The 12501-nt window shown below is 64.8% G+C and carries 12 protein-coding genes and 1 pseudogene; 10 read left to right on the top strand and 3 right to left on the bottom strand.

Features of this window, described 5'->3' with window-relative positions; translation table 11 throughout:
- Nucleotides 1–151 precede the first annotated feature (151 nt).
- From Sa4125_RS13390 to Sa4125_RS13410, 6 genes are all read left to right on the top strand, one after another.
- Nucleotides 152–1198, top strand: a complete 1047-nt coding sequence (locus Sa4125_RS13390; RefSeq protein ID WP_223998551.1) for a TRAP transporter substrate-binding protein — start codon at nt 152–154, stop codon at nt 1196–1198.
- A gap of 134 nt (nt 1199–1332) precedes the next feature.
- Nucleotides 1333–1923 carry a TRAP transporter small permease gene (locus Sa4125_RS13395; protein ID WP_223998552.1) on the top strand — a complete coding sequence of 197 codons (591 nt, stop codon included), beginning with the start codon at nt 1333–1335 and terminating at the stop codon, nt 1921–1923.
- Nucleotides 1920–3224: a TRAP transporter large permease gene (locus Sa4125_RS13400; protein ID WP_223998553.1), complete on the top strand. Its 1305-nt coding sequence runs from the start codon at nt 1920–1922 to the stop codon at nt 3222–3224. Before Sa4125_RS13395 ends, Sa4125_RS13400 begins: the two co-directional genes overlap by 4 nt.
- A 106-nt stretch (nt 3225–3330) precedes the next feature.
- On the top strand, nt 3331–3456 hold the full coding sequence (locus Sa4125_RS24215; RefSeq protein WP_267461330.1) for a hypothetical protein: 126 nt from the start codon (nt 3331–3333) through the stop codon (nt 3454–3456).
- A complete protein-coding gene (locus Sa4125_RS13405; RefSeq protein WP_345944272.1) occupies nt 3453–3974 on the top strand; it encodes an ATP-binding cassette domain-containing protein in 522 nt (173 codons plus the stop codon). The genes Sa4125_RS24215 and Sa4125_RS13405 overlap by 4 nt, the downstream gene beginning before the upstream one ends.
- A gap of 79 nt (nt 3975–4053) precedes the next feature.
- Entirely contained in the window at nt 4054–4830 is a 777-nt protein-coding gene (locus Sa4125_RS13410; protein WP_223998554.1) for an SDR family oxidoreductase, read from the top strand.
- Nucleotides 4831–4919: 89 nt separating this feature from the next.
- Here Sa4125_RS13410 and Sa4125_RS13415 read toward each other — a convergent pair whose 3' ends face one another.
- Nucleotides 4920–5885, bottom strand: a complete 966-nt coding sequence (locus Sa4125_RS13415; RefSeq protein WP_345944273.1) for a GntR family transcriptional regulator — start codon at nt 5883–5885, stop codon at nt 4920–4922.
- A gap of 238 nt (nt 5886–6123) precedes the next feature.
- Here Sa4125_RS13415 and Sa4125_RS13420 point away from each other — a divergent pair, with 238 nt between their 5' ends.
- The 4 genes and pseudogenes from Sa4125_RS13420 (at nt 6124) to Sa4125_RS13435 (ending at nt 10413) form a co-directional block, all read left to right on the top strand.
- Nucleotides 6124–7431 carry an IS701 family transposase gene (locus Sa4125_RS13420; protein WP_223998556.1) on the top strand — a complete coding sequence of 436 codons (1308 nt, stop codon included), beginning with the start codon at nt 6124–6126 and terminating at the stop codon, nt 7429–7431.
- A 347-nt stretch (nt 7432–7778) separates the two neighbouring features.
- Nucleotides 7779–8192, top strand: coding sequence for an ABC transporter ATP-binding protein (locus tag Sa4125_RS13425; RefSeq protein ID WP_223998557.1), 414 nt, complete (start codon nt 7779–7781; stop codon nt 8190–8192).
- Nucleotides 8189–9166, top strand: coding sequence for a GTP-binding protein (locus Sa4125_RS13430; RefSeq protein ID WP_267461331.1), 978 nt, complete (start codon nt 8189–8191; stop codon nt 9164–9166). The genes Sa4125_RS13425 and Sa4125_RS13430 overlap by 4 nt, the downstream gene beginning before the upstream one ends.
- 32 nt (nt 9167–9198) lie before the next feature.
- Nucleotides 9199–10413 (top strand): annotated as a pseudogene (locus Sa4125_RS13435) (extracellular solute-binding protein).
- 93 nt (nt 10414–10506) lie between these two features.
- Here the strand turns inward: Sa4125_RS13435 and Sa4125_RS13440 are convergent.
- Nucleotides 10507–11487, bottom strand: a complete 981-nt coding sequence (locus Sa4125_RS13440; RefSeq protein ID WP_223998558.1) for an asparaginase — start codon at nt 11485–11487, stop codon at nt 10507–10509.
- A gap of 344 nt (nt 11488–11831) precedes the next feature.
- Nucleotides 11832–12479: a response regulator transcription factor gene (locus Sa4125_RS13445; RefSeq protein ID WP_223998559.1), complete on the bottom strand. Its 648-nt coding sequence runs from the start codon at nt 12477–12479 to the stop codon at nt 11832–11834.
- Between the last annotated feature and the right edge of the window lie 22 nt (nt 12480–12501).

Genomic DNA, 12501 nt, shown 5'->3' on the forward strand with positions numbered 1-12501 from the left:
TCTTAGTCAATTCCTAATTTCTTATTTTATTTCAGCATCTTATGATCGCAATATCCTGCACAACATTTGCTGTTTGAGATCTTCGGTAAACCTGCAAGTCTGCACGCGTAACTTTGAATGCAAAATCGCCCCACCTCCCGGAGATCCGATGATGATGAAGAAGCTCCTCCTGACGGCTGGCATGATGACCGCCGTCGCGCTCGGCGCGGCGAATGCGGTGGCCCAGACGCCCCTGCGCGTCGCGGGCAATTTTTCGCAGAACACCAAGCATGTCGATATCGAGCGGGCGTTCTTCGACGGACTGGGCGCGGCCACCGGCATCGATCTGGGAATGAACTATAATCCGATGGACGTCGTCGGGGTGAAGGCCCCCGATGCGCTGCGCATGCTGCGCGGCGGTTCGTTCGACGTGATGTCGGTTCAGATCGGCATGGCCTCGCGCGACGACCCCTTCTTCGAGGGCGTCGACCTGATCGGCGTCTCGACCGACATGGCCGCGCTGCGCAAGGTCGTCGACGCCTATCGCAGCGTGTTCGACAAGCGACTGGAGGAGAAGTTCAACGCCAAGGTGTTGACCCTCTGGCCCTTCGGCCCCCAGGTCTTCTACTGCAACAGCCCGATCAAGACCCTGGCCGACCTGAAGGGACTGAAGGTGCGCAGTTTCACGCCGTCGATGTCGGCCATGCTGGAGCATTTCGGGGCAACGCCGGTGACGCTGCAATTCTCCGAAGTCTATCCCGCCCTGCAGCGCGGCGTCGTGTCCTGCGGCGTGACCTCGCCGACCTCCGGCAATACCGGCAACTGGCCTGAGGTGACGAAATTCTTCCTGCCGCTCTCGGTCTCCGGCTCGGTCCAGGGTCACTTCATCAACCTCGACAAGTGGAACAGCTTCTCGCCGGAGCAGCAGGCTTCGCTGACCGCCGCCTTCAAGCAGCTCGAGGACCAACTGTGGGGCCTCGCGGTCACCTCCAATGACGACGCGATGGCCTGCAACACAGGCGCCGAGGCCTGCAGCGGACACAAGAAGTTCGACATGACGATGGTCGAGATCACGCCCGAGGACCAGGCCAAGGTGAAGGAAGCCGCCGAGCAGGTGGTCCTGCCGATCTGGCGCGACACCTGCAACACCGTCGACCCGACCTGCTCGGCCACCTGGAACGAGACCGCGGGCGCCGCCGCCGGACTGACGATCCAGTAGTCGCAGACGGGGACGGCTCGCCTCGGCGGGCCGTCTCCGCGGTCGCCCTTCGTTCCATCGGAGCGCGACATTCTTCCATCAGTTGCGGCCGTGCCCGGCGATCCCCGCCTGTCCGGCCGAGCGGAAAGGGCACCATGCGGACCAACCCGCTTCAGACCTATCTCGGCCCGCCAGCCCGGATATTCGCGCTGGTCGGGGGCTACGCCATTCTGGCCCTGGCTCTGGTGATCACCTGCGAGGTGCTGGTGCGCCGCTTCTTCAACTTCTCACTGCAGGGGGGCGACGAGTTCGGCGGTTATGTCCTGGCCGTCGTCGCAGCCTTCGGCTTTGCCTATGCCTGGCTGGAGCGCGCCCATACAAGGGTTGAGCTGGTGCTGGAGCGGCTGCCGCCCGGCCTTCGCAGCTTTCTCGATCTCCTGTCGGTCCTGTCGATCGCCGCGATGGCGATCTTCATGGCCTGGCGCGGCTTCACCACGCTGACCGAGAGCATCGACTATGGCTCCTTGTCGGGAACGCCGATGATGACGCCGCTGTGGCAGCCGCAGGCGGTCTGGGTCGCCGGCCTGCTGTTCTTTGCCCTCGTCGCCAGCGCCACCGCGGTCCAGGCGTGCCTGTTGTTCCTGCGCCGCTCGCCGCTTCTGGCCGACTGGTACGGCGTGAAATCGCTGAACGAGGAGATCCGGGAGCACGCCGCGCAACTGGCCGAACGGAGTGCGCGGTCATGATCGGCTTCCTGCCGGCCGGGATCGGCTTCCTGATCATGCTCGGGCTGATGCTGATCGGCGTTCCCGTGGCCATCGCCTTGTTCGGCACCGCCGCGCTCGGCGCCGTCGTCTATCTCGGCCTGCCGACGCTTCTCGTCTTCGGCAACCAGACCTGGAGCGTTCTCAACGACTTCATCCTGACGGCCATTCCGCTGTTCATCTTTCTCGGCGAGCTCCTCGTGCGTTCGGGGGTGGCCGACGGCATGTATCGCTCGCTGACCGACTGGCTGCGCCGCCTGCCCGGTGGGCTGCTCCACACCAACATCGCCGCCAGCAGCCTGTTTGCCGCCGTCTCAGGCTCGTCCGTCGCAACCGCCGCGACGATCGGCACCGTGGCGATTCCGGCAATGGAGAAATACGACTACGACGACCGCATCACCTTGGGCTCGATCGCCGCCGGCGCGACGCTCGGCATCCTGATCCCGCCCTCGATCAACATGATCATCTACGGCTCGATGTCGAACACCTCGATCGGGCAGCTGTTTGCCGCTGGTATCGTTCCGGGCGTGGTGCTCGCTTTCCTGTTCATGGCCTACATCCTCGTCGCCAGCCTGCTGAAGCCGTCGCTGGCGGGAAGGACGCCGCCGGACGTGCCGCTGGCGCAGAAGCTGCGCAACCTCGTCGATATCCTGCCGCCGTTGGCAATCTTCGTGCTCGTCATGGGATCGATCTACACCGGCTGGGCAACGCCGTCGGAATCGGCAGCGCTGGGCGTCGTCGGGGCGCTCGTCGTCACCATCGCCAAGCGGCGATTCTCCCTGGCCATGCTGCACGAGGCCATGCTGTCGACGGTGAAGATCAGCGCGATGATCCTCCTGATCGTCGTCGCCGCCCAGTTCCTGAACTTCGTCATCGGCATTCTCGGCATCCCGCAGACGCTGACACGCGTCGTCGGCGCCGTCGCCAGCAGTCCGCTCGAGGCGATCCTGCTCTTCATCGTCTTCTACTTCATTCTCGGCTGCTTCCTCGAAACCCTGTCGATGATGATCGCAACGATCCCGATCGTCATGCCGATCGTTTTCCACTTCGGCATCGATCCCGTCTGGTTCGGCGTCTTCCTGGTGATCATGATGGAGGTGGCGCTGATCACGCCGCCGCTCGGCATGAATCTCTTCATCGTCCAGGGCGTGCGGGGCCGTGGCTCGATCGTCGACGTGATGCGCGGCGCCATGCCCTTCGTGGTGATCATGCTGGCCATGGTGGCGCTTCTGGTCGCCTTTCCCTCGCTCGCTCTGTGGCTGCCGGGGCAGATGTATCCCTGAGCGGCGCAGGGCGGCGGTGGCCCGGCCCCCGCGATACCTGCCGGAGCCGGCCATCGACGCACAGTCGCCCACCGTGACGGCGCGGATCCCGCAAGGCCGACCCCCGATGGACATCCGGCGCCTCTCGGCCGCCTGCGGCTATGCCGGGACGCGCGACATCGCTCTGGCGGCGACCGGTCACATGGACTGGCTGCGATCGGCCGGCCTGCGGCAAGAGATCGTCACCCCATGACGCCAGCCGAAGATCCGCTCATCCCCGCCAAGGGCGTCTCGAAATTCTACGATGATTTCCAGGCTTTGCAGAGCATCCACCGGCCCGTCCACAAGGGCCGCAAGGTGGTGATCTGCGGACCGTCGGGATCGGGGAAGTCGACACTGATCCGCTGCATCAACGGCCTGGAGAAATTTCGTAAAGTCGAGATTCTGGTGGACGGCGAAGGCCGGGCGCCGGGCGGGCGCGGTCTCGACCGGGTGCTTCACCTGGTCGGAATGGTGTTTCAGCATTTCAACCTGTTCCCCCACCTCACCATCCTCGAGAACCCCACCATCGCCCCGATCAAGATCGGCCGCATGCCGCGGGGCGAGGCGCGCGATCTGGCGATGCATTATCTGGAGCGCGTCCACATCGCCGAGCACGCCGACAAGCGGCCCTCCCAGCTCTCCGGCGGCCAGCAGCAGCGGGTTGCCATCGCTCGCGCGCTCTGCATGCGCCCGAAAGCCATGCTGTTCGACGAGCCGCGGCCGTGGTGACGCGGCTTCCCCGCCGGCATGGCCGAGCCGGGTTACAACGTGGCCGAGGCTTCCCTGCGACAGAAGAGGATACTGAGGAATGACCCAGAGACTGGCAAGCAAGGTGGCGATCGTCACCGGCGGATCCTCGGGGATCGGACGATGCATCGCCCGGCATTTTGCCAAGCACGGCGCGGCGGAGGTCGTCGCCGACATCACGACAGAGGCCATCGAAGGCGGCGAACCCATCGCCGACGTGATTGCGCGGGAGGGCGGGACGGCGCTTTTCGTGCAGACCGACGTCGCGAAGGCGGATGCCGTCACGGCCCTCGTCGACGCGGCCGTCACGCGGTTCGGCAAGATCGATATCCTCGTCAACAATGCCGTCCTGCGCGCCGGCAAGGCGCTTCTGGAAACCGAGGAAGCCGACTGGGACCGGGTGATGGATGTCAGCCTAAAGGGCGCCTATCTCTGCGCCCGGACCGTCCTGCGCCAGATGGTTTCGCAGCCCATCCTCGGCGAGGCACGCGGGCGGCTGATCAACATCTCGTCCCAGCACGGCCATGTCAGCGCGCCCGAAGACTTCGCCTACGGCGTCAGCAAAGCCGGCATCGCCTACATGACCCGGCAGATCGCCGCGGACTATGCCAAGGACTACATCGTCTGCAACGGGATCGCGCCCGGCAAGATCCTGACCGGCAAAAGCGGCCGGGCCGTCGAGCCGAAGTGGATCGACTATTCCGAGCAGCGGACGCCCTGGCCGCGCCTCGGCACGCCGCAGGACGTCGCCAATGCCGCATTGTTTCTCGCCAGCGAAGAGGCGACCTATCTGACGGGCCACAATCTCTTCGTCGACGGCGGCTGGATGGCCGCCTGACGCAAAGGTGCCTGACCTGGCCGTCTTCGAGCAGACATTCCACTCAGCCCGCCGTGCAGATTCGCCGGGCCACGTCTGTTGCAGTTTTCTTAGTCCGTTGCCGCGTCGGCGCGGCGCAGATAGGGCGCAATGGATATTGGCTGGGGAAGCACCGCGACGATCTTCATTTGCGCGATGGTGCGCTGCTTTGCCGCCTCGATATGGGTCAGGAGCATGGCGGCTGCGGCCTCCACGGCGCCGTGCATCAGAAGTTCGACCATCATCCGCTGTTCTACGATCGAGGCGCGGTCCTGCGGCAGGCCAAGCTGGCGCAGGACCTGCTGCGACATCAGCACGGTGTGCAGATTACGCCGGATCAGGTCGCGCAGGCCGAGATTGGGCGTTGCCAGCACGATGTCGTTGACGAAAAGATTGGAGAGCTCTGAAAAGTCGTCGCCGATGGCCGTCTCGTCCCAGTCCTCATGGGCGTGCAGCCGGTCGCGAATGTCCGGCAGTTGGCCCGGCCTCAGCATCGGCAGGGCTGAGATCAGCCCATGCGGCTCAAGAATCTTGCGCAGTTCGAACTGATCCTTGATCGTCTGGGCTGTGATCGGCCCGGCGACCCAATGCGAACTCTGGTTCTTGTCGACCAGCTGCCGCTCCTGCAGGCGTCCCAGCACATCACGGACGATGGTGCGGCTGACGTCGAAATGCTCTGCAAGTTCAGTCTCGATGATCCGGTACTGACCGAACACCAGGCAGCGCGTCACGTCCGCCTCGACGGCGGCGTAGATCCGCCGCCAGGTCTGCCGATTCTGGAAACCGTTGTCCGCTTCAACTGGGAGCAGCAGGTCGAGTGTCAGCAGGTCGACACGCCGACGTTTCACCCCCGGCGTCCCGGCGAGATAGCCACGTCCTTCGAAGCGGTGGATCAGCCCCTCTCCCTCGAGCTGGGCGAGCGCTCGTTGCACGGGAGCGCGCGACAGACGGAAGAGCTCTGCCACCGGCCCCTCCAGCAGGACCGTGCCATCAGGCACGCGACCCTCGGCGATATTCCGGCGGAGCGCGTCGGCCACCACCTCGTAGCGACGCGGAAGGGAGAAATGTGCGGATTCCTTCGCCATCGGTCCTCCGGCGGAGCATGATCGCCCGGCTTAACATGCGCAACGCACGTACCGTAAAATTAAAAATGCATAATGCATACGATGATCGAAAATTGATCACAACGCCTAGCACTACTTTGGCAGGTTGGAGGAACCGAGTGGCATCATCGTTGATTCGGATGTCATGATGGGCTGACCGGAATGACGCGCGATGACGGTGGACGATGGCTGGCGAAGCGATTTGGAGCGGTGGCTCGAACCGTTTTTGGCGGGGCTGTCGCATCCCTCTCGGCGCAGGATGTGTCCGCAATACATCGCTGGCTTGATCGGCCCCGGTGACCGCAAGAGCGTGCAGCCGATGGCTGCTCGTGCGGGTGAAGCCGGCTATGACCAGCTTCACCATTTCGTTGCGGCAGGGATATGGGACAGCGCACCGCTCGAGTCGGCGCTGCTGAACGAGGCCGACCGGCTGGTGGGTGGTGCCTGTGCCTTCCTCGTCATTGACGACACGGCGATGCCGAAGAAGGGCTATCATTCGGTCGGCGTCGCGCCCCAATATGCCTCGTCACTGGGTAAGAATGCGAACTGTCAGACGTTGGTGTCGGTGACGCTGGCGTCGCGTGAAGTGCCGGTGATGGTTGGCCTGCGCCTATTCCTGCCTGAGAGCTGGACCGGCGATCCGGAGCGCATGACGCGGGCGAAGGTGCCCGTCGAGAGGCAGGTCGTCCTGACCAAGCCGGAGATCGCTATCGAGGAAATCGACAGGGTAAGGGCCGCCGGTGTGCGCTTCGGCTGCGTGTTGGCTGATGCCGGCTACGGCATGAGCGCGCCGTTCCGCCAGGCGCTGAGCGAGCGCGGCCTATCCTGGGCGGTCGGCATACCCGGCCGTCAGAAGGTGTATCCAGCTGACGTCGCGATGATCTTCCCAATCTCGGGACATGGCCGGCCTCGGCAGCACCACATCCCCGATGCGAAGTCCGTCGCCGCCGAGAAGCTGCTGGCCGGGCAGCAATGGAAAAGGGTCAGTTGGCGGCGCGGCACGAAAGGGCGGCTGGCGGCGCGTTTCGCAGCTTTGCGAGTGCGCGTGGCCGACGGTCCGACCCAGCGGATCCGCGACATGGGCAACCAGCATCTGCCGGGCGAAGAAGTTTGGCTGGTCGGTGAGCATCGCTCGACCGGCGAACGCAAATACTACCTCTCGAACTTGCCAGCCGACGCGACGATCAAAACGCTTGCGGGAGCTATCAAGGCGCGGTGGATCTGTGAGCAGGCACATCAGCAGCTCAAAGAGGAGCTCGGCCTCGACCACTTCGAAGGGCGATCATGGACCGGACTGCACCGACACGCGCTGATGACGATGATCGCCTACGCCTTCCTCCAGTCCCGCCGCCTCACCGCAGCGGGACGGAAAAAAAAGAGTCTCGGGTCCGCCGCCGCAACCGAGCATGCCCGCTGTCCGACAGGCGATCCTCAACGTCTTCGCAAGACCGCCGCCGGCACGTTGCCCTCATTGCAATGAACCGCTCGCTTCGCCTTCGACAATCAACCTGCCAAAGTAGTGCTAGCAGGTGTGCGACCTTTGTGCGGACTGGAGGAGCAGCCACCTGACACTCGCTTCTAAAACTCTGCTTTCAGCCCCTTGCCCCGGCTTTGGTCCAGGAATGAACCTGCAAAAGGATGGCCGTTGTTGGCACATTTCGGTCAGGCTGACTGCCGACAATATGATCACTCCATCACAGACGACCCGGCAAACACGGCACGTGGGAAATTTAACAGCAAAAAGACTATTGAATACAGAAAAAACGGCTGTTAGCCTGCCTCAATAAATGACCGCCGAGGCTCGTGCCTCGCCCTGAAAGGCCCGGGATGACTGCGGTACTGACCCTTTCCAACGTGTCGAAATCCTACGGCGGTATCGCCGCAGTGCATGGCATCAATCTTTCCGTTCCGGCCAACAGCTACGTCTCGCTGCTTGGCGCCAGCGGTTCTGGCAAGACGACGCTGCTGCGCTTGATTGTAGGCTTCGAGGAGCCGGAAACGGGATCGATCAGCTTCGACGGCCATCGGCTTGACGGAACCCCGGCGCACGAACGCGGCATTGGCTTCGTGTTTCAAAACTTTGCGCTGTTTCCGCACCTGAACGTGCGTGACAACATCACTTATGGCCTGCTGAACCGCCAGCGGGCGCCTCTGACCGACAAGGCGGACATCGCCCGCCGCGTCGACGACGCCAGCGGCGGCTGCTGCAGGACCCTTCGCTTGCGGGCGCGGCGGTCTTGATCAACGAGTTCGGCGAGGTCGGGCTCGACCACCACCTCATCGAGCGGATCGACGAGACCACGATCTTGCTGCAGTCCGGCTGCGTCTGCTGCACCATCCGCGGCGAGCTGTCGGCGGCGATCCGCGACCTGTTCTCCAAGCGCGAGCAGGGGCTCGTCCCCACCTTCGACCGGCTGGTGATCGAGAGCACCGGCCTTGCCGATCCCTTCCCCATTCTGTCCACGGTCCGGGCCGACCCTGTCCTCAGCCACCACTTCACCCTCGGCAACGTGGTGACGCTGGTCGACGCGGTGAATGCCGAAAGCCAGCTGGCGCGTTATCCCGAATGCGCCCGCCAGATCGCCAGTGCGGACCGGCTCGTGCTGAGCAAGACCGATCTCGTTCCGGCCGCCGATGCCCATAGCCTGCGGATGCGTCTGGCCGCGATGAACCCGGCAGCGTCCCTCGTCGATGTCCACGCCCCGGACTGGACTGCCGGCTGGCTCGTGACGGAGGATGCCGCATCCCAGACACCAAACCCAGCGACAACCGACCAGGATCACACGAGGGAAATCCATCATGTCCACGCGGCGGTGACGGACAACGAACTCGGCCACACCCACCATGATCACGACCCGAACCGTCATGGCGACAGCATCCGGGCCTTGGCACTCACCATCGCCGAGCCGCTCGACTGGACCACCTTCGGCATCTGGCTGACGATGCTCCTGAACCGCCATGGCAAAAGCGTGCTGCGGGTCAAGGCGATCCTCAATCTCGTCGGCGAAACGCGGCCCGTCGCCGTGCACGGCGTTCAGCACCTCGTCCATCCGCCGGTGCACATGGCGCAATGGCCGAGCGTGGATCGCAGCTCGCGTCTCGTCTTCATCGTCGACGGAATTGAGGAAAGCGCCATCCGCGCCTCCCTGGCCGCCTTCGCCGCTCTCGCACCGCCAGCCCTGCCGGCAAAGGGCGACATCGCGATGTCGGCGTAGACGGCATCGACGTGGACCAGCAGATTCGCCCCATCGCAAAATCGCGTCGCAAGACGCTGGCGACCCCCGCCCTTCACCTCGAGGGCAAGCCCGTCATCCGCGTGCTCGGGACGGAAATCACCTTGCTCGAACAGCTTCGGCTGCGCGCAGAGGCCGATCTCGGCATCGGCCTGGTTTTCGAGAACCGAGACTTTCTCAGCGCCCAACGCAAGGCGGCCCGCGCGCCGGACGACTACGACGTCTACGACCAGTGCTTCCACAATCTCGATATCGTCTGATACTGGCGCGCCATCCAGGCGATCGACACCGAGCGCGTGCCGCTCTGGGGGGAAGTGTCGGGCCTGACCCGCACCGGTACGATCGGACCATCCGCCCGCATCGGTCACGGCGACGCGCCGGTGACGAAGCTCTACGTCCAGGCGGACCAGTCGCTGTCGGCGTATCCGTCGCGCTGGATCTCGATGCTTCCGACCGTCCACAATTTCGATTCCTTCGGCTTCGACGAGGATGCGCCGGGCATCAGTGCCCAGCGCATGACATCCTGGGCGCGCCTGCTCGATCCCGCGCTGCATGGACAGGTGGCGATCGTCAACGAGCCGGCGATTGGCATTTTCGACGTGGCGCTGGCAGCCGAGGCGGCCGGTCTGATGCAGTTCAGGGACATCGGCAATCTGACGGTCGGCGAGATCGACGCCTTGCTGTCCCTTCTGATCCTGAAGAAGCGCGAGGGCCACTTCTCCTGTTTTTGGAACACCGCAGCCGAAGCGACCGAAATGATGACGGCCAAGCGCTTTTCGGTCGGCAGCCTGTGGTCCCCGAGCGTCACCGCGTTGAAGCGCAAGGGCGTTCGTGTCCGCCAGGCGGTACCGTCCGAAGGCTATCGCGCCTGGCATGGGGGGCTTTGCCTGTCACGTCGGCTGGAGGGACGCCAGCGCGACGCCGCCTACGAGTATCTCAACTGGTGGCTGTCTGGCTGGCCCGGTGCCGTCGTCGCGCGGCAGGGCTACTACATGTCGGTGGTCGAACGGGTGCGCGCCCATCTCACCCCGGCCGAATGGGCCTACTGGTACGCTGGCCACGCGGCGAGCGAGGATCTGCCCGACCCGGACGGCACGACGGCGATCGTCAGGGGATCGGTGCGCAGCGGCGGCGCCTATTGGAGCCGGGCGTCCAACATCGCCGTCTGGAACACGACCATGGACGAGCACAACTACCTCGTCCGTCGCTGGGGCGAACTCGTCGACTGATGTTTTGACGCTCACCAGCGTGGACGTCGCGCGCGGGAGCCTGGCGCGACGCCAGATGGGCCGCCCCTCGGCACACTGTCACCCCGCGGATGATCATGGCGCGAGGCTTTGAATGGCGCGCCGCAGGTCGTCGCCGGCAAGGCCTTGCCCCAGCAGGACCGCGGCGGCGATGCGCGCCTTCGGACCATTCAGATCGCCGGCGAAGATGGCACCGGCCCGCTCGAGATCCTTGCCGCCGCCATTTCCGTAGACGGGGCGAACCCGCCCCTGGGGACAGCGCGAGGTGACGATGACCGGAATGCCGGACGCCACCACGTCGGCCACGGCGGCGGTCACCACGGGCGGGGTGTTGCCGATGCCGAATGCCTCCAGCACGAAGGCCCGGGTTCCGCTGGCCGCGGCGAAGCGCAGATAGCGGTCGGTGCTGCCCATCACCAGCTTGATCAGCTCGACTTCGGTTTCCAGCGCCGCCGGATCAAAGACCCTTCGCCCCACCGGGCGACGCTGCACGATCACCGTGCCATCGTCGACCTCGCCGAGCTTGCCATGCTCGCCGGAGCGGAACGTGTCGGTGCGCGAGGTGTGGGTCTTGGTGGCGTCGCGCGCCGCGTGGATTTCTCCCTCGAAGCAGATGACAGCACCAAGACCCCGCGCCGCGCTCGATGCGGCGAGGCGGATCGCGTCGGCGAGGTTGCGAGGTCCGTCGGTGTCGGGCATGCCGGCGTTGCGTTGCGCCCCGGTGAAGACGATGGGGTTGTCGCCGGGAACGAGAAGATCGGCCAGATAGGCGCTCTCCTCCATCGTATCGGTGCCTTGGGCGACGACGACGCCCGTGCATCGGTTGTCGGCAAGATGGGCACGGATCCGCGCCGTCAGCGCAAAGGCCAGCGCCAGGTCGATGGCAAAGCTCCCGACGCTGCAGAAGTCGTCGACGACGAGGTCGATGCCGTCGAGGGGATCGTTGAGGCTCTCGCGCAACCTGGTCCCGGAATCGCCGGCGATGACGTCCCCGCCGACGCTTGCGGCACGGGAGGCAATGGTGCCGCCCGTGGTGATCAAGCAGACCTTCTTCATCAGTTCCCTCTCTTCATTTCTCGAGGCCCGAGCCCCTGCGCCAGGGTATGGCGTATGGACCGGTGCGTCAGGCGCCCGTGGTCCAACCTCGGGCCAACACCGCCTCCCGTGGCAGTCATCGCCTGTGTTCGGAGCTGTCGCTGGCCGCGCGGCCGGAAGAGATCATCGGCGTGACCGGTCCCAGCGGCTGCGGCAAGCCGAGCCTCGGTGACGGCGTCTTGGCCTGTTTCGGCCGACGCCGGCACCGTCCGACGAGCTGTTGGACCGCGAACGGCATTTCAGAAGCTTTCCAGGACCCTGTCGCCGCCTTTGCACCCCGGCAGACGCTCGATCGCGGTCCTCGTTCACATCCGATTGCTGGACCGCTGGGCCTCGACGAGGCGGATGCATTTGTAGACGAGGTCCGGCAATGCCTTGGCGGAGAGCTTCACCTTGAGCGTCGAGCAGATGTTGGCGACCGTCTTGTAGCTGATGCCGAGCGACTCGGAGATGCCCTGGTAGGAATGCCCGGCGGCGAGCGCGCCGATGATCTCCAACTCCCGCGAGGAGAAGGAGCCCTTCGCGGCCTGGGTCGAGGGCTGGTTGAGAAAGGCGACCTTGGTCGCGAGGCTCGCCGACAGGAACGGTCGCCCCTGGCTGACTGCCTCGTATGCCCCGCCGATCTCTTCGGGACTGGCATCCTTCTGGACGAAACCCGTGGCACCAAGATTGAGCGCCCGCCGCACGACGATCGGGTCGTCATACATGGAAAAGACGAGGATGGGCGTGCTTTGGTCGAAGCTGCGCAGACGGCGAAGAAAGGAGAGGCCCGCAAAGGCGTTCGCGCCGAAGGAAAGATCGAGGAGGATCATTCCCGGTCGCTGGCGGCGGTAGGATCTGAAGCCTTCGAGCGGCGTGCTGGCGCCCACGACGTCGCAGGCGCCATAGGCCGTGATGATGCGCTTGCACCCCTGCAGGACGATGGGATGGTCGTCGATGATCAGCGTGTACATGCCTGTCTCCCCTCGTCCCGCT

Source organism: Aureimonas sp. SA4125, assembly GCF_019973775.1.
Classification (GTDB): domain Bacteria; phylum Pseudomonadota; class Alphaproteobacteria; order Rhizobiales; family Rhizobiaceae; genus Plantimonas.